This window comes from Ruegeria sp. SAZD011 (assembly GCF_059612545.1).
Genome location: NZ_JBXWQU010000023.1, coordinates 145,353 through 168,862, shown reverse-complemented (window position 1 = coordinate 168,862; position 23,510 = coordinate 145,353). Strand labels below are relative to the sequence as shown.

27 protein-coding genes and 1 tRNA gene are annotated in these 23,510 nt (G+C 64.2%); 17 read left to right on the top strand and 11 right to left on the bottom strand.

The window, feature by feature from the left end; translation table 11 throughout:
- Positions 1-179 precede the first annotated feature (179 nt).
- The 4 genes from AC2FLM_RS12540 to ribD all read left to right on the top strand — a co-directional run bounded on the left by AC2FLM_RS12540 (position 180) and on the right by ribD (position 2,713).
- The gene (locus tag AC2FLM_RS12540; protein WP_234220046.1) at positions 180-593 is read left to right on the top strand and encodes a hypothetical protein; all 414 of its coding nucleotides are present in this window, start codon (positions 180-182) and stop codon (positions 591-593) included.
- Positions 594-612: 19 nt separating this feature from the next.
- Entirely contained in the window at positions 613-1,023 is a 411-nt protein-coding gene (locus tag AC2FLM_RS12535) for a secondary thiamine-phosphate synthase enzyme YjbQ (RefSeq protein ID WP_496858295.1), read from the top strand.
- 128 nt (positions 1,024-1,151) lie between these two features.
- Positions 1,152-1,622, top strand: a complete 471-nt coding sequence (nrdR, locus tag AC2FLM_RS12530) for a transcriptional regulator NrdR (protein WP_011047487.1) — start codon at positions 1,152-1,154, stop codon at positions 1,620-1,622.
- A gap of 2 nt (positions 1,623-1,624) precedes the next feature.
- A complete protein-coding gene (gene ribD / locus AC2FLM_RS12525; protein ID WP_496858293.1) occupies positions 1,625-2,713 on the top strand; it encodes a bifunctional diaminohydroxyphosphoribosylaminopyrimidine deaminase/5-amino-6-(5-phosphoribosylamino)uracil reductase RibD in 1,089 nt (362 codons plus the stop codon).
- Positions 2,714-2,916: 203 nt separating this feature from the next.
- Here ribD and AC2FLM_RS12520 read toward each other — a convergent pair whose 3' ends face one another.
- From AC2FLM_RS12520 to AC2FLM_RS12510, 3 genes are all read right to left on the bottom strand, one after another.
- Entirely contained in the window at positions 2,917-4,920 is a 2,004-nt protein-coding gene (locus tag AC2FLM_RS12520; RefSeq protein ID WP_496858291.1) for a capsule polysaccharide biogenesis protein, read from the bottom strand.
- Positions 4,921-4,923: 3 nt separating this feature from the next.
- The gene (locus AC2FLM_RS12515) at positions 4,924-6,057 is read right to left on the bottom strand and encodes a polysaccharide biosynthesis/export family protein (protein WP_496858289.1); all 1,134 of its coding nucleotides are present in this window, start codon (positions 6,055-6,057) and stop codon (positions 4,924-4,926) included.
- Between the two features lie 95 nt (positions 6,058-6,152).
- A complete protein-coding gene (locus tag AC2FLM_RS12510; protein WP_496858287.1) occupies positions 6,153-7,445 on the bottom strand; it encodes a capsule polysaccharide biogenesis protein in 1,293 nt (430 codons plus the stop codon).
- A gap of 171 nt (positions 7,446-7,616) precedes the next feature.
- Here AC2FLM_RS12510 and AC2FLM_RS12505 point away from each other — a divergent pair, with 171 nt between their 5' ends.
- From AC2FLM_RS12505 to nusB, 5 genes are all read left to right on the top strand, one after another.
- Positions 7,617-8,204, top strand: coding sequence for a riboflavin synthase (locus AC2FLM_RS12505; protein WP_234145089.1), 588 nt, complete (start codon positions 7,617-7,619; stop codon positions 8,202-8,204).
- 3 nt (positions 8,205-8,207) lie between these two features.
- The gene (locus AC2FLM_RS12500; protein ID WP_496858285.1) at positions 8,208-8,780 is read left to right on the top strand and encodes a hypothetical protein; all 573 of its coding nucleotides are present in this window, start codon (positions 8,208-8,210) and stop codon (positions 8,778-8,780) included.
- Positions 8,781-8,978: 198 nt separating this feature from the next.
- Positions 8,979-10,100, top strand: coding sequence for a 3,4-dihydroxy-2-butanone-4-phosphate synthase (ribB, locus tag AC2FLM_RS12495; RefSeq protein WP_234145091.1), 1,122 nt, complete (start codon positions 8,979-8,981; stop codon positions 10,098-10,100).
- A gap of 1 nt (position 10,101) precedes the next feature.
- Positions 10,102-10,653 (top strand): 6,7-dimethyl-8-ribityllumazine synthase, encoded by a 552-nt coding sequence (locus AC2FLM_RS12490; protein ID WP_234145092.1) that lies wholly within the window; start codon positions 10,102-10,104, stop codon positions 10,651-10,653.
- Entirely contained in the window at positions 10,650-11,132 is a 483-nt protein-coding gene (gene nusB / locus AC2FLM_RS12485) for a transcription antitermination factor NusB (protein WP_234220053.1), read from the top strand. Before AC2FLM_RS12490 ends, nusB begins: the two co-directional genes overlap by 4 nt.
- 173 nt (positions 11,133-11,305) lie before the next feature.
- Here nusB and AC2FLM_RS12480 read toward each other — a convergent pair whose 3' ends face one another.
- A complete protein-coding gene (locus tag AC2FLM_RS12480) occupies positions 11,306-12,082 on the bottom strand; it encodes a response regulator transcription factor (RefSeq protein ID WP_496858282.1) in 777 nt (258 codons plus the stop codon).
- A gap of 96 nt (positions 12,083-12,178) precedes the next feature.
- Between AC2FLM_RS12480 and AC2FLM_RS12475 the strand changes: the two genes are divergently transcribed.
- On the top strand, positions 12,179-12,484 hold the full coding sequence (locus AC2FLM_RS12475) for a hypothetical protein (protein ID WP_496858280.1): 306 nt from the start codon (positions 12,179-12,181) through the stop codon (positions 12,482-12,484).
- A 278-nt stretch (positions 12,485-12,762) separates the two neighbouring features.
- On the top strand, positions 12,763-13,209 hold the full coding sequence (locus AC2FLM_RS12470; RefSeq protein ID WP_496858278.1) for an MmcB family DNA repair protein: 447 nt from the start codon (positions 12,763-12,765) through the stop codon (positions 13,207-13,209).
- Between the two features lie 40 nt (positions 13,210-13,249).
- Here AC2FLM_RS12470 and AC2FLM_RS12465 read toward each other — a convergent pair whose 3' ends face one another.
- Positions 13,250-13,441: a DUF6324 family protein gene (locus tag AC2FLM_RS12465; RefSeq protein ID WP_234136517.1), complete on the bottom strand. Its 192-nt coding sequence runs from the start codon at positions 13,439-13,441 to the stop codon at positions 13,250-13,252.
- A 78-nt stretch (positions 13,442-13,519) separates the two neighbouring features.
- On the opposite strand from AC2FLM_RS12465, the gene AC2FLM_RS12460 reads away from it, so the two are divergent.
- Together AC2FLM_RS12460 and AC2FLM_RS12455 are read left to right on the top strand one after the other, a co-directional pair.
- Complete coding sequence (locus AC2FLM_RS12460) at positions 13,520-14,002, top strand: GNAT family N-acetyltransferase (RefSeq protein ID WP_496858276.1); 483 nt, start codon at positions 13,520-13,522, stop codon at positions 14,000-14,002.
- Between the two features lie 46 nt (positions 14,003-14,048).
- Positions 14,049-14,125 (top strand) — tRNA-His (locus AC2FLM_RS12455).
- Positions 14,126-14,179: 54 nt separating this feature from the next.
- Here the strand turns inward: AC2FLM_RS12455 and AC2FLM_RS12450 are convergent.
- On the bottom strand, positions 14,180-15,196 hold the full coding sequence (locus AC2FLM_RS12450; RefSeq protein WP_496858274.1) for a GT-B fold glycosyltransferase domain-containing protein: 1,017 nt from the start codon (positions 15,194-15,196) through the stop codon (positions 14,180-14,182).
- Between the two features lie 118 nt (positions 15,197-15,314).
- Between AC2FLM_RS12450 and AC2FLM_RS12445 the strand changes: the two genes are divergently transcribed.
- Positions 15,315-15,887 carry a hypothetical protein gene (locus AC2FLM_RS12445; protein ID WP_234169927.1) on the top strand — a complete coding sequence of 191 codons (573 nt, stop codon included), beginning with the start codon at positions 15,315-15,317 and terminating at the stop codon, positions 15,885-15,887.
- A 25-nt stretch (positions 15,888-15,912) separates the two neighbouring features.
- Here the strand turns inward: AC2FLM_RS12445 and AC2FLM_RS12440 are convergent, their stop codons facing one another.
- The 4 genes from AC2FLM_RS12440 to nbaC form a co-directional block, all read right to left on the bottom strand.
- Positions 15,913-17,172 (bottom strand): TRAP transporter large permease, encoded by a 1,260-nt coding sequence (locus tag AC2FLM_RS12440; protein WP_234145098.1) that lies wholly within the window; start codon positions 17,170-17,172, stop codon positions 15,913-15,915.
- Entirely contained in the window at positions 17,169-17,711 is a 543-nt protein-coding gene (locus tag AC2FLM_RS12435; protein ID WP_496858271.1) for a TRAP transporter small permease, read from the bottom strand. The genes AC2FLM_RS12440 and AC2FLM_RS12435 overlap by 4 nt, the downstream gene beginning before the upstream one ends.
- A gap of 66 nt (positions 17,712-17,777) precedes the next feature.
- Positions 17,778-18,761: a TRAP transporter substrate-binding protein gene (locus AC2FLM_RS12430; protein WP_496858269.1), complete on the bottom strand. Its 984-nt coding sequence runs from the start codon at positions 18,759-18,761 to the stop codon at positions 17,778-17,780.
- 50 nt (positions 18,762-18,811) lie between these two features.
- Positions 18,812-19,354 (bottom strand): 3-hydroxyanthranilate 3,4-dioxygenase, encoded by a 543-nt coding sequence (nbaC, locus tag AC2FLM_RS12425; RefSeq protein ID WP_234136524.1) that lies wholly within the window; start codon positions 19,352-19,354, stop codon positions 18,812-18,814.
- Positions 19,355-19,671: 317 nt separating this feature from the next.
- On the opposite strand from nbaC, the gene AC2FLM_RS12420 reads away from it, so the two are divergent.
- The 3 genes from AC2FLM_RS12420 to preA all read left to right on the top strand — a co-directional run bounded on the left by AC2FLM_RS12420 (position 19,672) and on the right by preA (position 23,165).
- Positions 19,672-20,304, top strand: coding sequence for a cupin domain-containing protein (locus AC2FLM_RS12420; RefSeq protein ID WP_496858267.1), 633 nt, complete (start codon positions 19,672-19,674; stop codon positions 20,302-20,304).
- 179 nt (positions 20,305-20,483) lie between these two features.
- On the top strand, positions 20,484-21,818 hold the full coding sequence (locus AC2FLM_RS12415; RefSeq protein WP_496858265.1) for an NAD(P)-dependent oxidoreductase: 1,335 nt from the start codon (positions 20,484-20,486) through the stop codon (positions 21,816-21,818).
- A 42-nt stretch (positions 21,819-21,860) separates the two neighbouring features.
- Positions 21,861-23,165, top strand: coding sequence for an NAD-dependent dihydropyrimidine dehydrogenase subunit PreA (gene preA / locus AC2FLM_RS12410; RefSeq protein ID WP_496858263.1), 1,305 nt, complete (start codon positions 21,861-21,863; stop codon positions 23,163-23,165).
- Between the two features lie 54 nt (positions 23,166-23,219).
- Here preA and AC2FLM_RS12405 read toward each other — a convergent pair whose 3' ends face one another.
- Positions 23,220-23,450: an N-(5'-phosphoribosyl)anthranilate isomerase gene (locus tag AC2FLM_RS12405; RefSeq protein WP_496858261.1), complete on the bottom strand. Its 231-nt coding sequence runs from the start codon at positions 23,448-23,450 to the stop codon at positions 23,220-23,222.
- Between the last annotated feature and the right edge of the window lie 60 nt (positions 23,451-23,510).

Genomic DNA, 23,510 nt, shown 5'->3' with positions numbered 1-23,510 from the left:
ATGGGGCCAAGGGCCCCAGAGGGGCAGCGCCCCTGTTTCATCAGTGAGGCCAGGGACTCCGAGCCTGTCTCGACGGCCTGCGGCAAATCCATGCGATCGGGCAATTTTTGCGTGCTCTCCCCTGTCTCTGCGCGCAGATGCGCCCTAGATAGGGCTTATAGGCAAAACGGATTGAGACCATGACCGGACTGACAAAGATTCTCGCCCTTGCGGTGTTTCTCGGGGCTGGCGCTCAGGCCCAGGCGTTGACCACGCGGATGGGGCACCGGGTTCTGCCGGTCAATGACGCGGTGTTCGAGGTTGTTCCGCGCGGCAAGCAGCGGGTCGGCGATTTCTGGTGCGCGGCCTCGGAATATGCCCGGCGCGAACTGGGCGCGGGCTGGAATGACCGTATCTATCTGGTGCGCGGGCGCGGGCCCAGCGTGACCACCGGGCGCAAGACGGCGGTGCAGTTCTCGCTGACGCCCGAGGCGGTGGGCGTGACACCGCTGGAAAACGAGCTGACCACCATCCGCACCGGGCTCAAGGTCGGCGACAACATGACCGTCAACCAGGGCAACAGCTATTGCGAGTTCGGCCCCGTGCGTCCGTGAGGACATGGGCCGAGGCACCATGTTGACCGAGTTTTCGATCGCGACCCGGGGGGCGGGCCTTTACGAGTTTACCGGCGAGGTGACCCGCTGGCTGGCGGGGCAGGGGGACGGGCTGTTGACACTCCTGGTGCGGCATACATCGTGCTCGCTGCTGATCCAGGAAAACGCCGACCCCGAGGTGCAGAGCGATCTGACCGCCTATTTCGACCGGCTGGTGCCGCCCGCCGATCACCCGTCGATGGCCTATCTGCGTCATACTTACGAAGGCCCCGATGATATGCCTGCCCATATCAAGGCGGCGCTGATGCCGGTTTCGCTGGGCATACCGGTGCGGGCGGGGGTGCCTGTGCTGGGCACCTGGCAGGGTATCTATCTGGTCGAACATCGCCGCGCGCCCCATGACCGCCGGGTCGCCGCCCATTTCGCCTGACGCTTGCCGCCCATTATGTTGGGGCTGCAAATCTCCTCTACCCAAATCCTAGCGTTAGTCCTATAGTTGTGGATAAGTGAGCCGAAGCGTTCACAAAAGAGGCGGATTAACGGACGAGGAGACGGCGGATGCGCTGCCCGTTTTGCGGAAATATCGACACTCAGGTTAAGGATTCACGCCCGGCAGAGGATCATGTCTCGATCCGCCGACGCCGGTTCTGCCCCGCGTGTGGCGGCCGGTTCACCACATATGAACGGGTGCAGCTGCGCGATCTGGTGGTCATCAAGACCAGCGGCAAGCGCGAGGATTTCGACCGCGACAAACTGGAACGCTCGATCCGCATCTCGATGCAGAAACGCCCCATCGACCCCGAGCGGATCGACCAGATGATTTCCGGCATCGTGCGGCGGCTGGAAAGCATGGGCGAGACCGATATTCCTTCGAAGAAGATCGGCGAGATCGTGATGGAGGCGCTGGCCCGGATCGACACCGTCGCCTATGTACGCTTTGCCAGCGTTTACAAGAACTTCCAGGCGGCTGACGATTTCGAGGACTTTGTCCACGAGTTGCGCCCGCCGAGCCCGCCAACCGAAGAGTGAGCATGTCTGACGCGCGATACATGGCGCTGGCCCTGTCGCTGGGCCGGCGTGGGCAGGGTGTCTGCTGGCCCAACCCGGCGGTGGGCTGCGTCATTGTCAAGGATGGCCGCATCGTCGGGCGGGGCTGGACCCAGCCGGGCGGGCGGCCCCATGCCGAGGTGGTGGCACTGGCCCAGGCGGGCGCGGCGGCGCGCGGCGCCACCGCCTATGTCACGCTGGAACCCTGCGCCCATCACGGCAAGACGCCGCCCTGCGCCGAGGCACTGATCGCCGCTGGCGTGGCGCGGGTGGTCGCGGCGGTCGAGGACAGCGATCCGCGCGTGGCGGGCAACGGGTTTGAGATGCTGCGCCGCGCCGGGATCGAGGTGTCGGTCGGCACGGGCGAGGATGCGGCGGCCCGTGATCTGGCGGGCTTCTTCCTCAAGACCGAGCTGGGCCGGCCCTGGGTCACTCTGAAACTGGCCAGCAGTTTTGACGGCCGCATCGCCACGGCCTCGGGCGAAAGCCAATGGATCACCGGACCCGAGGCGCGGCGCGTGGTGCACGCCATGCGCGCGCGCCACGATGCCGTGCTGGTGGGGGCCGGGACGGCGCGGACCGACGACCCCTCGCTGACAGTGCGCGACATGGGCGTGGCACAACAGCCGGTGCGGGTGGTGGTGTCGCGCTATCTCGACCTGCCGCTGATGAGCCAGCTGGCCCGGACCGCGCGGCAGGTGCCGGTCTGGCTCTGCCATGGGCCCGGCGTGGATGGCGACCGCGCCCGCGCCTGGGAAGGTACCGGCGCACGGCTGATCCCCTGCGCGGTTGAGGCTGGCCAGATCAGCGCGACCGACCTGCTGCGGCAACTGGGAGGGCAGGGGCTCACGCGTGTGTTCTGCGAAGGCGGCGCTTCGCTTGCCGCCTCTCTGTTGGCGGCCGATCTGGTCGATGAACTGGTGGGCTTTACCGCAGGTCTCGCGATCGGGGCAGAGGGGTTGCCCGCCGTGGGCGTGCTGGGGTTGGAGCAGTTGTCAGAGGCGGCCCGGTTCGACCTGATCGAGGCCCGCTCCATCGGCGCCGACATCCTGCACCGCTGGCAACGCCAATAGTCGGGCCTTGATCCCGTTGAGCGCCTTCGGCGCGCTCGATTCCGGGCTGCCTGGCTCGGCAATATCAGGTCCCAAGCGCCGCACCTTCCTGATCCGATGGATGCCTCCGTCGGGAGTATTTGTTGCGAAATGAAGGGGGTGTTGCTTCTTTCTGGTTACAAATACTCAAATCCAACGGCATCACGGACGCAGGTACAAAGGGGTCAGCGCCACAGATGAGCATGAGTGGCCAGCATGCCTTGAAACTTGGCAAGCAACCGATTGGCAGGACCGGGATGGGGAATGTGGCCCGACTCAAGGCGCAAGGCGGCAACCTCGACCGGACAGGGGCGGCCGCTTTGCGGATCCCAATAGCGCGGGTAGTCGATCAGCGTGGCATGAACAAGGCCCGCCAGATCGGGGCGGGCCTGCCGCCGGGCGGGCACGGGACCCAGGTCGCGCGTGAGGCCCCAGCCGGCGTAGAACGGCGCCCCCAGCGTGGTCACCGGCAGGCCGCGCAGAAGCGCTTCGAACCCCAGGAGCGAGGTCAGCGTCCAGACCTCGTTCACCTGATCCAGAAGCTGCATCGGGTCGGCCTGGGTTGCGATCACATCGGCCAGCGTGCCGGGATCTATGTCACCGACACGCAGCCCCGCCTCGACATCCGGGTGTGGCTTGTAGACGATCACCGCCTGCGGATGGGCGGCGCGGACGCTGCGCAACAAGTCCAGATTGCTGCGTATCTCGCCGGTGCCGGTCAGGATCGAGGCGTCATCCTCGACCTGGCCGGGCACCAGGATACGGTGGCCGGGGGGCAGATCAGGCAGGGTGCCGCCGAGATTGTATTTGCTGATGCGCGCCGTGGTCAGCGTGCGGATCAGCTTCTCGGCCCTTTGGCATTGATCATTGCGCAGGGTGGCGCGGCGGGCGATCAGCGTTTCCAGATCGCTGGCCCGGGTCGGATCGTAGTAGATGCCGCTTTCATCCGTGACCAGTGACAGTGGGGGGACCAGCTCTGCGCCTAGCCCGCGTGAGCGGAGGAACCCGTCCTCGACCCGAGTGGTCTCGTTGGCACCCGAGGCGCGGGCGGCCCAGACCATATGCGGGCGGGGGTCGCTTGGGGCAGGGCTGTCGGTGAAACTGACCTTGCCGTATTGCCCGAACATTTGTTTCAGCGGCTTGCGCTTCCACAGTCGCATGCCGCCGGCGGTCCAGCCGGAGCGGTCCTGCCGCCAGGCCCGGGTCTGCGCCTCGAGCGTGTCGAGCACGGTTTCAAGCTCGCACAGCCGGTCGCGAAACGGATCGTACCAGGTGGGATAGAGGATCATCGCGGCAGCAAAAATCTGTGCCCGCGTCAGGCGGCGCTCGCGGCGGGGCACCGGGTGTTCGTCCAGGCTCAATCCCCAGCCCGCGTAAAAAGGCTGGCCAAAGACGCGCGGTTTGTGCCCGGCCAGGATCGCCTCGAACCCCAGTTGCGAAGACAGCGTATAGACCCCCACGGCGCCATCGAGCAGGGTCCAAGGGCTGATCGGGGCGTCGTAGAGGCTGACCCGCGTGCTGACATCCGTGTCGCCGTAATAGCCGGTGCGGAACCCGGCGGCGGTTTCGGGGTGTGTCTTGATCAGCACTCTTGCGCCGGGATGCTCCTCTTGCGCAAACACCAGCATTTCGCGGAACAGCGCATCAGTGCCGCGGCTGGCGGTGACCGAGGCGTCGCCGCGCGTCTGGTCGACCACCAGAACATAGCCCGGTTCGGGGGGCGTCAGGTCGGGATCGGTGGCGGAATACTTGCTCAGATGGCTTTCGCGGATGCGCGCCATGGCGTCACGCGCCCGGTTGAGCAGCGCGGTATCGTCCAGCGGGTGGGTTGCCAGCATCTTTTCCAGATCGCTGGGCGTGGCGGGGTCGAAATGCACGCCCGCCCGGTCGAGCAGCAAGCCCATGGGGGGCTCACCCGCGCGGCCGGGAAAGAGGGAGCGCAGGAAGGCGTCTTCGACCCGGAGCAGCGGGGCAGAGCGGCGCGCGGCCACGGCAAGCCCGCGATGGGCGGTCGGGCTGTTGCCCCAGATGCCCACCAGATCGCCGTCGCCCGGCAGGCCGAGCCGGATGTCATATCCGGCCAGCGACAGGATCCGGCGCAGGCGGCGCTGGGTCAGAAAGCCGCCGTTATAAACAAACAGCCGGGAGCGCTCGCCCCCGGCTGCCCGGTTCTTGCCATTGGGCGACATGCGTCAGCCGCCAGCGATCGTCTGCAGGTTGGCCAGCGGGGTCAGGCCGCCGGAGATGAGCGAGATGGTCTTGGTCCACTGGGCATAAGGCGCCTCGGTGACATAGAGCGTATCCTCGTCCCGGATCACGAAATCACGGGCGGTGAACAGGCCATTCGGCTCGGTCAGGTTCAACACATAGACCATGCGCTGCGCGCCTTGCAGGTCGTCACGGCCCAACACCTGGCCGGCGATCTCGGCCGGTTCGTTGCGGAAGACGAAGACGCCGGTCGGGTCCGATGCCGCCGAGATCAGGCCGCCGACCTGGGCGATCGCCTCAAGCGCCGACAGGTCCTGTGTTTCGAACGGGACGCGCGCCTGGGTGTTGGTAGCCCCCAACGCGGTGAACGAGCGGGTATCCTCTTCGACCAGGATACGGTCGCCGCCGCGCAGGGCGATGTCCAGTTCGGGGTGATTGAACAGATCCTGATACCAGACCTTGCCCTGTTGGTTGCCGCGGATCACGGTCACCTCGGCGATATCGGGCTGGATGGTCACGCCGCCGGCCTGGGCCAGCATGGTCGAGAGTGTCCGGGTGGGGCGTTCGATCGGATAGATGCCCTGGCCGCCCACCGCGCCGGTCAAGGACACGGTCGAGCCGTCACCGGCCACGCGGCGCACCTGCACCTGCGGGTCGGGGGTCTGTTCTTCGAGCTTGGCGGTGATCACTTCGCGCAACTGGTCGGGGGTGTTGCCCGAGGCGCGCAGACGCCCGGCATAGGGCACGAAGATAAAGCCCGCGCTGTCCACCTGTACCTCTTCGAGGATCGTGGCATTGGTGGCCTCGCTGGCCAGAAGGCCGTCATCGACGTTTTCCCAGACCGTCAGGCCCAGCACGTCACCGGGTCGGATCGTGTCCGAGGTGAGGGGGGATGCATTCTTGAATGCCTCCGAAAAGCCCAGCGCCGGGACGACCGCGGTGGCACGGGTGACGCGATCGTTGACAGCGACGATAAAGGCGTCGCCCTCTTTCTGAACGGATCCGGCGAAGATTTCCCGCTTGTTGGGGCCGACTTTCGGCAACGAACACGAGGCCGCGACAGACATCGCAGCCAGCACAAGAACGGGCTTCGCCCAGCGGACGGGGATCAGTTTCACTGCTCGGTCTCCTCGACCTTATTTGTTTCTGCCTCAGTTTTTTTGTCAAACTATCGGAATCCGGATGAAAAATCCAGTCCTGGCTGCATCTGGTTTCAGTTCACCAGACGCAACTGTTGCCGTGGTGCCGCTTTGCCGGATTTCAGCGCGTCATAGGGGTCTTCCGGTGACAGCATCATGTCGACCACCTGGCGCAGCAACTGGCGCCGACCCTTGCGCGAATAGAAGCCGCCCGGCAACTGGCTGGTTTCCAGCAGATAGCGGCGATATTCCTTGTAGGCGCGGGCATCGGGCCGGTTGGCAGCGGCAAAGAACTCGGTCGCGGGCTGGGTCGAGACGAATTCGGGCTTGTCATAGACCGCGCGGCCGAACACCTTGAGCGGGATACCGCGCCACAACACCTGCTGCCCAGCGGTGGAGTTGACGGTCACCGCGCTGCGCGCATCGTTGAGCAATTGCGCCAGCTTGCCGCCACGCACGTAATGGACCCGACCGGCCAGACCGTGCTGGCGGGCCAGCCGACGCACCTCGCGCCTGAGCGGCACACGGCCGTTTTCCAGCGGATGCGCCTTGACCACCAGATGATGGTGCTGCGGGGCGCCGCGGGCAAACCCGTCAAAGATCTCTTCCAGGAAATCGGTCATCGTGGAAAAGGGCGAGTGTTGCTGGAACGAGCTGTCATGTTCCAACTGCAACAAGGCAAGGTGATAGGGGAAACCGCCATTGCGGATCCGCGCGGTGGCCAGCATCCGTTCGACCGCCAGCACAGGCATCAGCAGCAGCCGTTGCAGGTATAGCTGGAATTCCTTGGTCACCGGCAGGTCGCGATGCGGCTTGAACCGGCGATACCCCTGATTGGTGAACATGACGAACCAGTGATATAGCGCGCCATAGAAGATATGCTGGCGCATGTCGCCCCAATGGGACGGCGGCAGCGGTGTTTCCAGATCCGACAGCGCCAATGCCGCGCGCATATCCTCCAGCGTCATCTCCATCAGGCGTGAATTGCCGTTCGAGCCCTCGCGCTCATACGTGACCCAATAGGGCCGCAGATAGCCTTCCTCGAACACATGTATGCCCAGACCGCGCGCCCGGGCCGCCGCGACCGCGTTGGCGTGGATAGGCCTTGTGTCGCCGTAAAGCACGATATCGGTGACACCCTTGCGCTCCAGCAACTCCTCGAACGCTTGCGGCCAGTCCTCATGCGCGCCCTTGTAGGGAATGAAGCTTGGCGGATGGAACCAGAACGCCCGGTCGCCCGCGTTGAAACCCACGCGCCAGACTTCGGCCCCTGCCGCGCGCAGCATGCGGCCAAGCGCGTGGAAGAAGGGGCCATGCGGCCCCTGAAGGAACAGAAAGACCCGTCTGGTCTGGGTCGGTGCGGGCATACCTGCGCCTTTCCTGGTTAACGCCGCCCGGTTGTTGGGCATGGCCGACATCCTGACCGGCCAATCGGGCGAAACTATGACCGGGGCGGGGCAGCGGGGCAAGCGGGGGCTTGCCGTGCGCCCGGCGGGGCGCTACCCCGGTTCAGGAATGGCATAGCAAGGGTAAGAACCATGTTTACGGGCATCGTCACCGATATCGGCACCGTGGTCGAGCTGGAACAGCGCGGCGACCTGCGCGCGCGCATCCGCACCGGATACGATACCGGGGGTATCGACATCGGCGCTTCGATCGCCAGCGACGGGGTCTGCCTGACCGTGATCGCGCTGGGAGAGGACTGGTACGATGTCGAGATCAGCGCCGAAACCGTGTCCAAGACCAATCTGGGCGATTGGTCGGTCGGCAAACGGCTGAATCTCGAACGCGCGCTCAAGGTGGGCGACGAGCTGGGCGGCCATATCGTGTCGGGCCATGTGGACGGGGTGGCCGAAGTTGTGGCCATCGCCGACGAGGGCGACAGCACCCGCGTTACCCTGCGTGCGCCTGCTGAACTGGCCCGCTTCATCGCGCCCAAGGGCTCTGTGGCGCTGAACGGAACCTCGCTGACCGTGAATGCGGTTGAGGGGGCCGAATTCGGCATCAACTTCATCCCTCATACCAAAGAGGCGACCACCTGGGGCAGCGTGGCGGTAGGTGACCGGGTCAACCTGGAAATCGACATGTTGGCGCGCTACGTGGCGCGGCTGGCCGAGGCGCTCTGAGCCATGGCCGGGATCGGGCATAATGGCGGTCCGTCGATGGAGAGCGGGCGTCTCTGGCGCACCCATGCCTGGCGGCAGGCGCAAAAGGCGCTGATGCCCGAGGCGATCCCGATGCTGGTTTTGCGGATGCGCATGCGCCGAGCCGCCGAGCTGGGCATGACCTACCGCACCTATGCAAAGGTACGGCAGTATTCGGGACAGGATATCCTGGGCCTGCTGTTCTCGTCCAACGCGCTGCGTATCTTTGGCTCGGGCGGCGAGATTGCCGCGCCCGAAGCGCGTCAGATCGAACAGGTGAAAAGCGCCACGCGCCTGACCCTGGTGCATCCGCCCGCCACGCCACAGGCGGTGCTGGCGGTCAACCAGTTACTAGCCGCCGCCGACCGGGCACCGCATCTTTCCGACAGCTGGGCGCAGATGCGCGACCGGGTGCAGGGTCTGATCCACAGTCAGCGCCTGCCCGCCTCGGGCGTGCTGATCATCGGTGACGCCCCGCTCGAGGCCGACTGGGCCGCCGCCGGGCGCGCGGCCGGATACCTGCCTTCGGCCGAGTATTTCACCCATCAGCTGGGTTAGCGCCGACCTTCGCCCCTTCATTTCGCCAAAAATACTCCGGGGGAGGCGCCGCAGGCGCCGGGGGCAGCGCCCCCAGTCCGCCCCCCGCAGCCGGGCCTGAACGCCGCGTCCCGCACCTTGCCTGCCGTTTGTGCACTGGCATTCGCGCGCGCGGTGGTCTATCTGCGCAGGCAGACAAGACAGCTGAAAGGCCGCCCCATGAGCTTTGAGACGCCCGGACCCGTCGAGGCCCGCCTGCGCGACGCGATCAGTCCGATCGAGGAGATCATCGACGAGGCGCGCAAGGGCCGGATGTATATCCTGGTCGATCACGAGGACCGCGAGAACGAGGGCGACCTGTGCATCGCCGCCGAGTTTGCCGATGCCGCCGCGATCAATTTCATGGCGACCCATGGGCGCGGGCTGATCTGCCTGCCGATGACCGCCGACCGGATCGACCGTCTGGGCCTGCCGATGATGGCAGTCAACAACTCTTCGCGGCACGAAACCGCCTTCACCGTCTCGATCGAGGCGCGCGAGGGGGTGTCGACCGGCATTTCCGCCGCCGACCGGGCGCTGACGGTTGCCACCGCGATCAACGAACAGAACACCATGGCAAGCCTGGCCACCCCCGGCCATATCTTTCCGCTGCGCGCCAAGCGGGGCGGGGTGCTGGTGCGCGCCGGTCATACCGAGGCGGCGGTCGATATCTCGCGTCTGGCCGGGCTGAACCCCTCGGGCGTGATTTGCGAGATCATGAAGGAAGACGGGACCATGGCCCGCCTGCCGGACCTGGTCGATTTCGCCGAGCATCACGGGATGAAGATCGGCACCATCAGCGACCTGATCTCCTATCGTGCCCGCAACGACAATCTGGTGGACGAAACATCCCGCAGCACCGTCACCTCGGAATATGGTGGCGCGTGGGAGATGCGCATCTTTACCGACCAGACCCACGGCATCGAACATGTGGTGCTGGTCAAAGGCGACATCTCGACCCCCGAACCGGTGCTGACCCGCACCCATGCGCTGCACGAGGCGTCCGATGTGCTGGGCCTTGGCCCCAAGCCGACACAGGAACTGCCCCGCGCGATGGAGAAGATCGCCGCCGAAGGGCGCGGCGTCGTCTGCCTGTTCCGCCAGCCGCGCAACGCGCTTTATGCCAGCGACGAGGACGGCGTGCGCACCATCAAGCAGACCGGTCTGGGCGCCCAGATCCTGTCCAAGATGGGCCTGCACGAGCTGATCCTGCTCACCGACTCGCCGCAAACCAAGTATCTCGGGCTCGATGCCTATGGCCTCTCCATCGTCGGCACCCGCCCCATCATGAAGGACGTCTGACATGGCCGGACACGAGACCCATTACACCCTGCCGCGCGCCGAATTCGACAAGCCGGTGAAACTGCTGATCGTGGTGGCGCCCTATTACAAGGACATCGCCGACAACCTGGTCGCCGGTGCCAAGGCCGAGATCGAGGCCGTCGGCGGCAGCTGGGACCTTGTCGAGGTGCCCGGCGCGCTTGAGGTGCCCACCGCCATCGCCATGGCCGACCGGCAGAGCAATTTCGACGGTTACGTGGCGCTTGGCTGCGTGATCCGGGGCGAGACCACCCATTACGACACCGTCTGCAATGACAGCAGCCGCGCGATCCAGCTGATGGGGCTTCAGGGCCTGTGCATCGGCAACGGCATCCTCACGGTCGAGAACCGCCCCCAGGCCGAGGTGCGTGCCGATCCGGCCGCGATGAACAAGGGTGGCGGCGCGGCTGCTGCGGCCTTGCATCTGATCGCGCTCGGACGTAAGTGGGGCGCTTCGAGAAAGGATGTGGGTTTCCGCCCCAAGGCGGAGGACATTCTTCTCGCCGAGGACAAGAACGGATCCCGCACCGCATGAGCCAGAGCGACACCCCCAAACCGGTCAACCGGAAACGCCAGATGAAATCCGCCGCGCGGCTATATGCCGTGCAGGCGCTGTTCCAGATGGAGCATTCGGGCCAGACGGTCGAATCCGTCGTGTCCGAGTTTCTCGACCACCGTTTCGGCGCCGTCTACGAGGGTGACGAACTGGCCGAAGGGGATACGAAGCTGTTTCGCGCGCTGGTGGGCGAAGCCGTCAACAATCAGGCGTTGATCGACCAGATGACCGACCGCGCGCTGGTGGCGAAATGGCCGATCGCACGGATCGACCCGACGTTGCGTGCATTGTTTCGCGCCGCTGGGGCCGAGTTGAGCCAGAACGACACCCCGCCCAAGGTGGTGATCACCGAATTCGTCGATATCGCGCGCGCGTTTTTTCCAGAGGGGCGTGAGACCAGTTTCGTGAACGCGGTGCTGGATCACATGGCGCGCGAAGCACGTCCCGAGGCGTTCTGACGCGCCCTGTCGCCTTGTGTTGGCAGCGCGAAGAGCAGGCAAACCGGCGGCGGGTTGTCCGAGGGACTACACCGCCGCCGCATATTGAAATATTTGGATAAAATCACCGGAACCACCACTCACGACTGATACCCGGCCCCGGAAAGCTAGCGCAAGGGTCCAGCGCGGGAAACCTATCTGTTCCGATAGGGGCGATTGTTCAGCAGTCCCATCTGCACCGCACGGACCAGCGCCGCCTCCCGCGTGGGTGCGCGCAGCTTGTCGCGGGCCGATTTCAGGTGCATGCGCACGGTGATCTCGCTGATCTTCATCGCGTCGGCGATCTGTTCGTTGCGCAGGCCGTCGGCCAGCAGGTGCAGCACCTCGCTTTCACGGCGCGACAGGGGCGCGGTCGTGCCCAGAATCGGGGTCAGGTCCTGTCCGGGGCGCAAGCCCCGGTCGGTGCCCGGACCCAGATTGGTGCCGATCACGGTGGCCAGGATACGCATTCCCGTGGCCTGTTCGGTCATCCAGGCCCCGGCTTCGGGGTGATCGGTAAACAGCGCCACAAGCATGGCCAGATTGCCGGGGCAGGGCGCCACCAGGCTAAAGACATGTCGGTACCCATGTTCGACCAACCCCGAATAGAGCGCCGTGGCGGTGGTCGAGTTGCTTTCCTGCAAGCGGCGGCCCGAATCGATATAGAGACTTTCGGGCCCCTGGACGGTCTGGGCCAGCACCAGGTCGGCATCCGAATAGCCGCCCTCGGCATAGGTTTTCAGCCAGTCCGGCGCCATCGAGCTGTGCGCCCAGTGCAGGATCCCGGTCTTGGGAGTAAACTGCCCCATGTTGAGCGCCTTGAAACCAAAGGCGTTCAGGCGGGCAACCGTGTGCTCCCAGCGGGCGTCGTCGTCGAAGATGTGCGAGAGGCTTTCCAAAAGATCGAGCGCAAACTCGGTGAGATTTCGCATTCCGTCTCCGGCATATATTGTCGCAGATCCGCTGGGATACCCTGCCTTTCAGATCATTCTGCGCTAAGATGAGAAGAAACAACAAGGAGTAAGACCATGCCCCGTCTGATCCGTCTCTACGTCACCCAGGTCCTGGTTGGTTTCGCGATATCGGCGGTGTTCATCGCGGGTCTCCTGTGGCTCGATATCGCCGGACTGCGGGGGTTGATCGCCCGGTCCGATTCGGCGCTGCTTGCCGTGTTCATGTTGTGGTTCATGAACGGGATCGTCTTTGCCGGGGTGCAATTCGCCTGGAAGATCATGAACCTGGCCGAGGACGACACGCCGCCGCGCGGTGGCAGCAAGGTGTCCGACCTGCGCCCGGTGCCGGTCCGGCAGGAAGCGCCCGCACAGCGGGGCTGATCCCGGGTCATCGGGTGGTATGCGGCGGGAACCACCAAGTGTCGACCGTGCGGTTCGATTCCCGAGGACCTGTATATACAGGTGGGCGCCAGGTAATCAGGCCAGGACCTGAACAGAGCCAGCCCCCTCGGAAATGTTTAAGGCCACCGGAATGCTACCTGTCACGAGAAGGGCAGAACCCGCCGTCCCCATAGGTAGGGCGCACCGCTACTGCCCGCAAGGGGGCAGATGACGGGAACGGGCTTGAATTTTGTTCACCTATTGTTCACCATGTTGCCATGATACTGGATTTGCAACCCGGACAGCGGCTGGCGCGTGGCGTTTCACGACACCTCAGGGCGCATGGATTCGTCTCGGTCGAAGAGTTCGTGCCCGCCCGCGGGCTGCGTGTCGATGTGATGGGGCTGGGCCCCAAGGGCGAGATCTGGGTGGTCGAATGCAAGTCGAGCCGCGCCGATTTTCAGGCGGATTCGAAATGGCAGGGGTATCTGGAGTGGTGTGACCGGTATTTCTGGGCGGTGGATGTGGAGTTTCCGGCCGAATTGCTGCCGTCAGAAAGCGGATTGCTGATCGCGGATGCCTATGACGCCGAGATCGTGCGCATGGCGCCGGAGCAAAAGTTGGCCCCGGCCCGACGCAAGGTATTGATCCAGAAATTCGCCACCCACGCAGCGCGGCGCCTGCAGGCGCTGCGCGACCCCGAGGGTCACGGCATTTTCGAATGAAGCGTATCGAGCGCGGCAAGCGCCGTTTTCCGGCGCCGCCTCAGCGTTTGGACATCAGCCGGGCGGCCTGCGCGGCGGCGCGGATTTCGTCCGCGATTTCCTCGGCCTCTTCGGGATCGAAATCCATCGGCACCTCGACCCCGTGCGCCTCGACAAAGAGCCGCACCATCCCGGCATCGGTCGGGCCGATCTGAAGATTCGCCTCGATATCGCGTTCGGTATTGATGCCCATCTCGTCCTCCGGGAAAACTGCTGCCGGACTAGACCGGGCCGGGTTGAGAATCAAGCCGGTTCCGGGGTCTGATACCCCATGGACACGATCACCCTGCGCCCCTTTCGTCCCGAAGACGCCCCTTGGCTGGTCGAGCGGCATGGCACGCTCTATGCGCAGGACGAGGGGTTTGACGACAGTTTCGCGCCGCTGGTGGCGCGTATCCTCGACGATTTCATCGCCAATCACGACCCCGATCGCGAACAAGGCTGGATCGCCGAGGCGGATGGTCAGCGGCTGGGCAGCATCTTCTGCGTCGGGCTGGACGATACCACCGCCAAGCTGCGTCTGTTCCTGCTGGTGCCAGAGGCACGGGGGCGAGGCCTTGGCCGGCGTCTGATCGATACCTGCATGGGCTTTGCGCGCAGCAAGGGCTATGTACAAATGCAACTCTGGACGCATGAAAGCCACCGTGCCGCCTGTGCCCTTTACGCGGCCACCGGTTGGCAGTTGGTCGACAGCAAACCGGTCCATTCCTTTGGCGTCGACCTGGTCGAACAAAGCTGGAAAATTACACTCTGACCCTCTTGCAATCCGCAACCCGGTTGGGTACATCGCCCCTCACGGTGCCGCCTTAGCTCAGTTGGTTAGAGCGCTGGATTGTGGATCCAGAGGTCCCCTGTTCAAGCCAGGGAGGCGGTACCATAACAGGTTCCCCAGCACCATGACATCGCGCCATCCGCCGCCAGGGGCCGCATTCTAGCGCAGCCACAGTCCCTTGGATTTGATCCGGTTGCGGATCGCCTGTTCCTTGTGCGGCAGATTCTCACGGTCGAACATCTCGCGGATCTTCTCCCCCTTGCCCTGATAGACCATCTTCTTCAGCGGTTCGTAATTCTTCAGCACTTTCTTGATCTTGTTGGGCGCGCAGACCTCTTCCAGCACCTCGACCACGTGGTCCGCCTCACGTGCGTAGAGCAGCGGGAACAGGCGATAGTGGCAGCTGACGGTTCCGTCCAGCAGCCCCTCGGGCAGGCTGTCGCGCCCGCCGCCAAACGAGTGGATCACCAGCGGCAGCGCCACCTGGTCGAGCCAGGGATTGAGGCTTTGGCACACCAGTTCGGGCAGGGGTGTATCGCGGATCGAGCGGGCATAGGTCAGAAACCGGTGCCCGAACTTGTTGGGGCATTCGTAATAGAAGAAACCGGCGTTGAAATAGAGATAGCGCTGCCAGTATTCGTCCGGCTGATCGAAATCCAGCGAGCTTTCGAAATCCAACCCGAACCGGGTGTAGAGCGCCCGCCAGATCTCGGTATAACCGGGACCATAGAGAGTGGGCTGGGGCCACGTGCCCTCGCGTTTCAGAGAGGCGGTGGGGCGGCTGAAGTCGAAGGGCACCGACATCAGGTCGCCGGTGATCAGCGTATCGGTGTCGAAGAACACAAAGGGTTCACCCTCGGGCAGGGCCAGCAGCGCCTCGATCTTGTTGCCATGCGGATAGGTCTGGCCGAACACCTTGTTGTCAAACGGCAAAAGCTCGGCCCCCAGCATGTCGAGCGCGGCGCGCAGCTCGTCGCTCTGAATGCTTGGGTCCTCGTCCCATTTGGGGCCGGGCTGCGGGTGTGCGACGAACAGGCGGCCGTCAAAGTCGGGTGTCGAATGGCGCAGCGAGGCGGCAAACAGCACCGCCTCGTATTGCAGGCGGTTGTTCTGACCCACCACCACGATATTGAAGGGTCTGCGCCCCGTCGTTTTCGCGACCTGTTGTTTTGCCATCTCTGCCCGCCGCCGGATTTGGTGATGCGGCGCCCCTGTTTTGACGTAGTATAGGGGCAGGGGCCGGGCGCCAAAAGCCCGGATTTCCCGCCAACTGATTTTGAAAGGCCCGTTCCAGATGCTCGATATTCTGCTGTTCCTCATCGCCGGCGCGGCGCAGTCGTCGCAGGGCGAGGGCAAGGCGCCGACGCCAACCGAAAGCGCCGCTGTCACGGCCCCGGCCGAGGCGCCGGCAGCCCCTGCCTTCCTGACGCCCGAACCCAAGGCCGAGGCCCCCGCGACCCCGGCCTTTCTGACGCCCGCGCCCCAACTGGTCGCCGAGCCGCAGGTGCCCAGCGGCAAGTTCACGACCGCGACCGAAGTGAAGCCGATCCTGAATGCCACGCGCGGCAACTGGGTGGCGCTGCGCGACTATAACGGGCAGGACCTGCTCTATGTCACGCATCTGTGGTCCTGGCGCTGCGGGCTGGCGCAGATGTCGGTCTCGATCAACGGGGCCGCGCCCGAGATCTGGCCCCTGCCGCCCTGCCATGCCGAAACCGCCGCGCCCAACGCGATCATCGACAGCGACGGGCTGCCATTCCGCAGTTTCCCTGCGGGTTCGGTGTCGCAGATTGATGTCGAGTTGATCTATGACGATTTGAGCGCCGACAGTGCCAGTTTCGCGCGCGCGCAGGTGCTGATGCCCTGACGGGTGCTGTCGCTATCGGGGAGGGTCAGATCAACGCGGTGCTCAGGATCGGGAAATAGCTCAGCATCACCAGCACCACCGCCACCGCCAGCAGGAACGGCCAGAGGGCGGTGAAGATGGTAAAGGGGCGCACCCCTGACATGGCCGAGGCAATGTAGAGACCCACCCCCACCGGCGGCGTCAGCAGGCCCAGCACCAGGTTCAGGCTGATCACCACGCCGAACTGATAGGGGCTGATGCCATAGCTGTTCATCGCGATCGGCAGCAGGATCGGCGTGATCAGGATCAGCGCCGCGATGCCGTCGATCAGCATACCCACGAACAGAAGGCACAGGTTGACGATCAGCAGGAAGGTGAACGGATCCGAGGTGACGGTGGACAGAAACGCCGCCAGTTTCTGCGGCAGCTCCTCATAGATCACCACCCAGCCGAACACATTGGCCGCCGCGATCATGAAGATCACCAGCGAGGAATTGGTGGCGGTGCGCGCGAACATGGCGCCCAGATCGCGGATATGGATCTCGCGATAGACCAGCCAGCCGACGCCAAAGGCGATCAGCGAGGCGACGGCGGCGCTTTCGGTGGGGGTGGCGATGCCGAAAAGGATGCCGCCGACAATGGCCAGCGGGATCAGAAAGGCAGGCAGGGCGTCGCGCAGGGCGCGCAGCGCCTGCGGCATGGTCATCCAGTCGCCCTTGGGAAACTGCTGGCTGAGCCCGATCAGCGCCACGACGATAAAGAACGAACCCGCCATGATCAGGCCGGGGATGATGCCCGCGATGAACAGATCGCCGATGGGCAATTGCGCCAGCACGCCATAGATCACGAACAGCATCGAAGGCGGAATGACCGGTGCCAGCAACCCGCCAGCAGCGGTGGTGGCGGCGGCGAAACCGGGGTCGTAACCCTCTTCCTTCATCGCGGGCACCATGGCCCGGCTCATCACCGCGATCTGGCTGGCGGCCGAGCCGATGATCGCAGCCATGAACATGTTGGCAAGCAGGTTGATATAGGCCAGCCCGCCCCGGAACCCGCCGACAAAGACCCGCGCGGCGCGCACCAGGCGCTGGGTCATGCCGCCTTCGTTCATCAGCTCTCCGGTCAGGATGAACAGGGGAATGGCAAGCAGCCCATAGTTTTCGACCCCGGCGAACATCTGCTGCGCGAAACTGTCATACAGCACCAGATTGCCGCTGTCATAGATGTACCAAAGCGCGGTCAGCGCCAGCACCAGCGCGATGGGGACCGAGGCAAAGAGCAGCACAAGGAACAGGATCGGGGTCATTGCGCGGTCTCCGCCTCGGGGTGTCGGCCCGGATAGAACAGATTGGCCGCCGAATGCAGCAGCGCCCCAAGGGTAAAGAGTGGCATCACCAGCCAGACCCAGACCTTGGGCAGGCCCAGCGTGTTGGTGGGTTCGGCATAGATGAAGTTGAAGGTCTGGCCCTGAAACGCCTTCACGTCCCAGCCCGCCCGCATCAGTTCCAGCGGCATGAACCAGCGCAGGCAAATCCAGACCATCAGGCAGGCAAAGATGAAAAGAACCAGATCGACCACCCGTTCAAGCATGCGCGCGCCGTGCCCGTCCAGCATCTCGTTCATCAGGGTGACGGCAATGGCGCTGCGGAAATGGATCGCGGCGGATGCGGCCAGAAAGGTCATCCAGACCATGGCATAGATTGCCGCCTCGTCCACCCAATAGATGGCGTTGCCCGCCGCGCGGGTCACCACGTTGAGAAGTATGAGCCCGGTGACCGAGGCCGCCAGCGCAGCGGCGCAGACCAGTTCGACCCTGGCCCAGAGATGCGATGCCCGATACAGCATGTGCCTGCCTTCAAATGTCGCGAAACAGGCCGGCACAGGGCCGGCCCGACGCGGGGTTTTCCAGGGTTATTGCAGGTCCGCCGCGGTCTTGCGCAGCTCGGGCAGGGACGGGGCCTTGTCCGCCCAGATCGTCTCCCACTGCGTGATGGCATCGCCGAAGAAGTCCTGATCGACCCGCTTGAAGGTCTTGCCCACCTTGGTCAGCGCATCGGTCCATTCCGGCTCTTTGGCCATGTAAACGTCCAATGTGCTGTCCACATGCTTGGCCATCAGCTCGGAAATCATCGCCTTGTCCGCATCGCTCAGCCCGGCATAAACGCGGGCCGAGATCAGCCCGACCATCGGGAACATCATGTGGTTCGAGATCAGGAGCGTGTCGGCATGTTCGTGATATTTCAACACGTTGATCAGCTCGACATCCATGTCGATCGCATCCACCTGGCCATTGGCCAGCGCGTCATAGACCGCCGGAAGCGGCATCGGCGTGGGTGCGGCCCCCAGCGCGTTGTAGAAATCGAGGATCGGATCGAACGGCGTGATCCGCAGCTTGAGGCCGGACAGATCGGCGGCGGAATTCACCGCGCCCCGGCTCAGGATCTGGCGCATGCCTGCGCTACCATAGCCGACGCCGACCACGCCCGCCTCTTGCGGCAGCACCGCCAGCATGCCGCGCGCGGTGTCCGAGCGCAGGATGGCCGAGGCGTGGTTGATGTCCTTGGCCAGATAGGGCGCATAGAACGCCCCCATGTTGGGCACCCGGTTCGACACTTCGGCCACGGTCATAAAGGCCATGTCCAGCGCCCCGGTCTGCAACTGTTGCAGCATCTGCGCCTCGTTGCCCAGCTGCCGCGCGGGAAAGACCGAGACCGAATGCGCGCCGCCCGATTTCTCGGACAGTTCGGCGCCAAAGGCCTCGGCGGCCTTGGTCCAGGTATGCGGTGGCGGGGTGATCAGGCCCAGGCGAAATTCCTTGGCCGCCGCCGGCAGCGCCGCCAGCACCAGCGCGGCACAGGCAACCCCCCGGGCCAGTCCCTTGAAGCTGATTGTCATGTGGTTCTCTCCCTGTTGGATTCGTTGTTTTTTGTCAGTCTAAACGCGGTTTACAGTTTCACCCAACCCTCTGGTGGTTCCTTGCCCGGATGTACCTCGCCGCAATTGGGGCAGGTGCGGGCCTGTTCGTCGGCATAAAAGGCCTGATAGACGGGAGGCAGATCGCGCACGATGCTTTCCAGCAACAGCTCGGCCCGGTGCACCAGGCTGCCGCAGCCGAAACAATACCATTCGATGGCGTCATGGGCGCCTTCGGGGCGTTTGGGTTCGATCACGAGACCGATCGAGCCCTCTTGCGGGCGCTGGGGCGAATGGCGCACATGCGGCGGCAACAGGAAAATGTCGCCCTCGCGGATCGGCACGTCATAGAACTCGCCTCCATCGTAGAGTTTCAGCACCATGTCGCCCTTGAGCTGGTAGAAGAACTCCTCGACCGGGTCGTCATGATAATCGGTGCGCTTGTTGGGACCGCCGACCACGGTCACCATCAGATCCGCATCCTCCCAGACCTGCTGGTTGCCGACAGGCGGTTTCAGCAGATGCTTGTGTTCGTCGATCCATTTCTGGAAATTGAAGGCGCTCAGCCGTGCCATCACGTGTTCCTCCTTACCGGTGCTTGCCATTGAGGGCTTGTTTCAGCGTCGGGCCGGGCGGGGCTGCAAGACAAGGAATTTGTCCGAATGCCGCTATCGAAAATCGCGATAGCAGCGCGGGAACCGGCCTTGCGAACCGTGGGGTGCTGGCGAACTTCCTTCATGCATGAAATTTTAAGGTTAAAGGAATGGTTTCTGTCAAGTAGTCTTGGCCGCGGTCGAGGGTCAGGGCGGTTGATCACCTCTGCGTGAACGTGCTTTCTTGGCCCCCGCAGCGCGCCAGATCGAAGGGCGACAGAGCAAGCAGGAGACAACCCATGCGGATCAATGCGGATTTCAGCCAGCGCGCGGCGGTGCATTTCGACCAGACGGACTGGGTGCCGTCGCCTGCGCCCGGGGTCGAACGCAAGATGCTGGACCGGATCGGGGCCGAGGTGGCACGGGCCACCACCATCGTCCGCTTTGCGCCGGGCAGCGCCTTTGCCGCCCATACCCATGACGGGGGCGAGGAATACCTGGTTCTGGACGGTGTGTTCCAAGATGAGCTGGGCGACTTTCCGACCGGCTCTTATGTACGCAACCCGCCGACCTCGTCCCATACGCCCGCGACCGAACCGGGGGCGACCATCCTGGTCAAGCTGCATCAGTTTGACCCAGCCGACCGCACCGAGGTGCGCCGTTCGATCACCGGAAAGAGCGAGGAGACGCTATTTGCCGATGCGCATGAAGAGGTGCGGCTGGAAAGCTGGGCGGCGGGTGCGCAGGTGACGCGCGATCTGCCCGGCGGGATCGAAGTCTTCGTGCTGGAGGGCGGGTTTCAGGAGGGTGGGGACTCCTTTTCGCGCTGGGACTGGCTGCGCCTGCCACCGGGCGCGCGGCTGGAACTGACCGTGGGCGCCGAGGGGGCGCGTGTCTGGGTTAAATCCGGCCACCTCGCCGGAATGGTCTGACATCCTTGCGGCAGGCGGCAAGAATTTTCGCCGAAAATTCTTGCACCCAGCCTTGCGGACCCGGGCGAATTCGTCCGGGTTCTTCATTTTTGACCGAAAGATAAATTTTACCAGTTGATAAAATTTCTGGATGTGGCAAGCTGACCCCAATAACGAACATATCTTCAGGGAGAAGAACGATGGCACAGGGCCAGATGGCTCCCGGCATTGTCGCCGGGCGGCTTTCCAGCGACGAACTTGCCGCGAATTTCGACGATCTGCATCCGGCCTATGCGCCGCATGAGGCGGCGGTGGCTGCGGATCGCTGCTATTTCTGCTACGACGCGCCGTGTCAGACGGCCTGTCCGACCGAGATCGACATTCCGCTGTTCATCCGGCAGATCCAGACCGGCCACCCCGAGGCAGCGGCACGCACCATTCTGGAGCAGAATATCCTGGGCGGCATGTGCGCCCGCGTCTGCCCCACCGAGACGCTCTGCGAAGAGGCCTGTGTGCGCGAGGCGGCCGAGGGCAAGCCGGTCGAGATCGGGCGGCTGCAACGCTATGCCACCGACACGCTGATGGCGCGCGGCGTGCATCCCTTTACCCGCGCGGCGTCCACCGGCAAGCGCGTGGCGGTTGTTGGCGCAGGGCCTGCGGGGCTGGCCTGCGCGCATCGTCTGGCGATGCTGGGCCATGACGTGGTCATCCACGAGGCGCGGCCCAAGGCCGGCGGGCTGAACGAATTCGGTATCGCGGCCTACAAGGCGACCGGTGGCTTTGCCGGGGCCGAGGTGGACTGGCTGCTGCAAATCGGCGGCATCACGGTTGAGCAGGGCTCGGCCCTGGGGCAGGGCCTCACGCTCGATGCGCTGCGCGCCGACTATGACGCGGTATTCCTGTCCATTGGCCTTGCCGGGGTGAACGCCCTGCGCGCGGCGGGCGAGGACAAGGAGGGCGTCCGCGACGCGGTCGATTTCATCGCCGAACTGCGCCAGGCGGGCGACCTGTCGGCGCTGCCGGTGGGGCGCAACGTGGTGGTGATTGGCGGCGGCATGACCGCGATAGACGCCGCCGTGCAGTCGAAACTGTTGGGCGCCGAGAACGTGACCGTTGCTTATCGCCGTTCGCGCGCCGAGATGGGGGCCAGCGGGTTCGAACAGGATCTGGCCGCGTCCAAAGGCGTCAGGCTGATGTTCAACGTGATGCCGGTGGCGGTGCACGGAAATGGCGCGGCGGTCGAGATCGAACTGGAGTACACCACCAGCGCGGGCGGTTCGGTGACCGGAACGGGCGAGACCATCCGTCTGGCTGCCGATCAGGTGTTCAAGGCCATCGGCCAGACGCTGGAAGGCGCGCCAGAGGGGCTGGAACTGGATGGCCGCAAAATCAAGGTCGAAGGTGCGGGTCGCACTTCGGTGCCCGGGGTCTGGGCCGGCGGCGACTGTGCCAGCGGCGGTGAGGACCTGACCGTGACCGCCGTGGCTGAAGGCCGCGATGCCGCCATGGACATCCACGCACAACTAAGCGCGTGACACCGAACAAGGATGCGAAAGCACATCAGGGAGGCCGTATAAATGGCTGATTTGAAGACAAACTTTCTGGGTATCGAAAGCCCGAACCCGTTCTGGCTGGCCTCGGCGCCACCGACCGACAAGGAATATAACGTCCGCCGCGCCTTTGAGGCCGGATGGGGCGGCGTCGTGTGGAAGACGCTTGGCTCCGAAGGGCCGCCGGTGGTGAACGTCAACGGCCCGCGCTACGGCGCCATTTATGGTGCCGACCGGCGGCTGTTGGGCCTCAACAACATCGAGCTGATCACCGACCGCCCGCTGGAAACCAACCTGGAAGAGATCGCGCGGGTCAAGGCGGATTACCCCGACAGGGCGGTGATCGTGTCGATCATGGTGCCCTGCGAGGAAGCGGCGTGGAAAGCGATCCTCCCGCGGGTGGCTGAAACCGGGGCCGATGGAATCGAGCTCAATTTCGGCTGCCCGCATGGGATGAGCGAGCGTGGCATGGGTGCTGCGGTGGGCCAGGTTCCCGAATATATCGAGATGGTCACGCGCTGGTGCAAGACCCATTACGACAAGCCGGTGATCGTGAAGCTGACACCCAATATCACCGATATCCGCTATCCGGCACGGGCCGCGAAAAACGGCGGTGCGGATGCGGTTTCTCTCATCAATACAATCAGTTCCATCACGTCGGTGAACCTGGATAATTTCAGCCCCGAACCCTCGATCGACGGCAAGGGCAGCCATGGCGGTTATTGCGGCCCGGCGGTGAAACCGATTGCGATGAATATGGTGGCAGAGATCTCGCGCGACCCGGAAACGCAGGGATTGCCGATCAGCGGCATCGGCGGGGTGACCACTTGGCGTGACGCGGCCGAGTTCATGAGCCTCGGCTGCGGCACCGTACAGGTCTGCACCGCGGCGATGACCTATGGCTTCCGCGTGGTGGAAGAGATGAAATCCGGCCTCAGCCAGTGGATGGATGAGAAGGGATACACCAGCGTCAGCGATTTCGTCGGGCGCGCGGTGCCCAATGTGACCGATTGGCAGTATCTGAACCTGAACTACATCGCCAAGGCGAAAATCGATCAGGATCAGTGCATCAAATGTGGCCGCTGCTATGCCGCCTGCGAGGATACCTCGCATCAGGCGATTTCCATGTCCGAGGACCGGGTGTTCGAGGTGATGGATGACGAATGCGTCGCCTGCAACCTCTGCGTCGATGTCTGCCCGATCGAGGGGTGCATCTCGATGGTGCCGATGCAGCCGGGCGAAACCGACCCGCGCACCGGCAAGGTGGTGAAGGCCGATTATGCCAACTGGACCACGCATCCCAACAACCCGATGGCACGCGCGGCAGAGTGAGGACCGAGATTTTTCGACGAAAAATCTCTGCTTGAGAAAATTCGTCGAATTTTCTCAGAACAGAAGGCGGATCGGTCCGTTGTGGCAGACCACGACGAACTGATCCGCCGTTTCGATCACGTGGAAGTTCCTGCGGCGCATTTCGGTCAGGAAGCGCTCCTTGCCGACTTCGCGGTCAACCCAGGCGATGGATCTGCGGACGACCGCGCCGCGTTGAACAGCGCGTGTGGCAAAAATCTGTTCCAGCCAGCGGCGGGCCTGATCGGGGTGAGGCGGACTCTGCATGCCTCACCTCAGCAGGTTATGGTAAAGAAAGGCTGAATTGACCCCAAGGCCTTGTCTTGT

What these genes read in the sequence shown, in the direction of transcription:
- AC2FLM_RS12435 (WP_496858271.1), bottom strand. Translation starts at nt 17,711, where the DNA reads ATGCTGTATCGGGCATCGCATCTCTGGGCCAGGGTCGAACTGGTCTGC.
- AC2FLM_RS12490 (WP_234145092.1), top strand. Translation starts at nt 10,102, where the DNA reads ATGGCCGGACACGAGACCCATTACACCCTGCCGCGCGCCGAATTCGAC.
- AC2FLM_RS12405 (WP_496858261.1), bottom strand. Translation starts at nt 23,450, where the DNA reads ATGCAGAGTCCGCCTCACCCCGATCAGGCCCGCCGCTGGCTGGAACAG.
- AC2FLM_RS12430 (WP_496858269.1), bottom strand. Translation starts at nt 18,761, where the DNA reads ATGACAATCAGCTTCAAGGGACTGGCCCGGGGGGTTGCCTGTGCCGCG.
- AC2FLM_RS12480 (WP_496858282.1), bottom strand. Translation starts at nt 12,082, where the DNA reads ATGCGAAATCTCACCGAGTTTGCGCTCGATCTTTTGGAAAGCCTCTCG.
- AC2FLM_RS12415 (WP_496858265.1), top strand. Translation starts at nt 20,484, where the DNA reads ATGGCACAGGGCCAGATGGCTCCCGGCATTGTCGCCGGGCGGCTTTCC.
- AC2FLM_RS12520 (WP_496858291.1), bottom strand. Translation starts at nt 4,920, where the DNA reads ATGTCGCCCAATGGCAAGAACCGGGCAGCCGGGGGCGAGCGCTCCCGG.
- AC2FLM_RS12500 (WP_496858285.1), top strand. Translation starts at nt 8,208, where the DNA reads ATGGCCGGGATCGGGCATAATGGCGGTCCGTCGATGGAGAGCGGGCGT.
- ribD (WP_496858293.1), top strand. Translation starts at nt 1,625, where the DNA reads ATGTCTGACGCGCGATACATGGCGCTGGCCCTGTCGCTGGGCCGGCGT.
- nrdR (WP_011047487.1), top strand. Translation starts at nt 1,152, where the DNA reads ATGCGCTGCCCGTTTTGCGGAAATATCGACACTCAGGTTAAGGATTCA.
- AC2FLM_RS12475 (WP_496858280.1), top strand. Translation starts at nt 12,179, where the DNA reads ATGCCCCGTCTGATCCGTCTCTACGTCACCCAGGTCCTGGTTGGTTTC.
- AC2FLM_RS12445 (WP_234169927.1), top strand. Translation starts at nt 15,315, where the DNA reads ATGCTCGATATTCTGCTGTTCCTCATCGCCGGCGCGGCGCAGTCGTCG.
- AC2FLM_RS12540 (WP_234220046.1), top strand. Translation starts at nt 180, where the DNA reads ATGACCGGACTGACAAAGATTCTCGCCCTTGCGGTGTTTCTCGGGGCT.
- preA (WP_496858263.1), top strand. Translation starts at nt 21,861, where the DNA reads ATGGCTGATTTGAAGACAAACTTTCTGGGTATCGAAAGCCCGAACCCG.
- AC2FLM_RS12470 (WP_496858278.1), top strand. Translation starts at nt 12,763, where the DNA reads ATGATACTGGATTTGCAACCCGGACAGCGGCTGGCGCGTGGCGTTTCA.
- AC2FLM_RS12535 (WP_496858295.1), top strand. Translation starts at nt 613, where the DNA reads ATGTTGACCGAGTTTTCGATCGCGACCCGGGGGGCGGGCCTTTACGAG.
- nbaC (WP_234136524.1), bottom strand. Translation starts at nt 19,354, where the DNA reads ATGGCACGGCTGAGCGCCTTCAATTTCCAGAAATGGATCGACGAACAC.
- ribB (WP_234145091.1), top strand. Translation starts at nt 8,979, where the DNA reads ATGAGCTTTGAGACGCCCGGACCCGTCGAGGCCCGCCTGCGCGACGCG.
- AC2FLM_RS12465 (WP_234136517.1), bottom strand. Translation starts at nt 13,441, where the DNA reads ATGGGCATCAATACCGAACGCGATATCGAGGCGAATCTTCAGATCGGC.
- AC2FLM_RS12450 (WP_496858274.1), bottom strand. Translation starts at nt 15,196, where the DNA reads ATGGCAAAACAACAGGTCGCGAAAACGACGGGGCGCAGACCCTTCAAT.
- nusB (WP_234220053.1), top strand. Translation starts at nt 10,650, where the DNA reads ATGAGCCAGAGCGACACCCCCAAACCGGTCAACCGGAAACGCCAGATG.
- AC2FLM_RS12460 (WP_496858276.1), top strand. Translation starts at nt 13,520, where the DNA reads ATGGACACGATCACCCTGCGCCCCTTTCGTCCCGAAGACGCCCCTTGG.
- AC2FLM_RS12505 (WP_234145089.1), top strand. Translation starts at nt 7,617, where the DNA reads ATGTTTACGGGCATCGTCACCGATATCGGCACCGTGGTCGAGCTGGAA.
- AC2FLM_RS12420 (WP_496858267.1), top strand. Translation starts at nt 19,672, where the DNA reads ATGCGGATCAATGCGGATTTCAGCCAGCGCGCGGCGGTGCATTTCGAC.
- AC2FLM_RS12440 (WP_234145098.1), bottom strand. Translation starts at nt 17,172, where the DNA reads ATGACCCCGATCCTGTTCCTTGTGCTGCTCTTTGCCTCGGTCCCCATC.
- AC2FLM_RS12510 (WP_496858287.1), bottom strand. Translation starts at nt 7,445, where the DNA reads ATGCCCGCACCGACCCAGACCAGACGGGTCTTTCTGTTCCTTCAGGGG.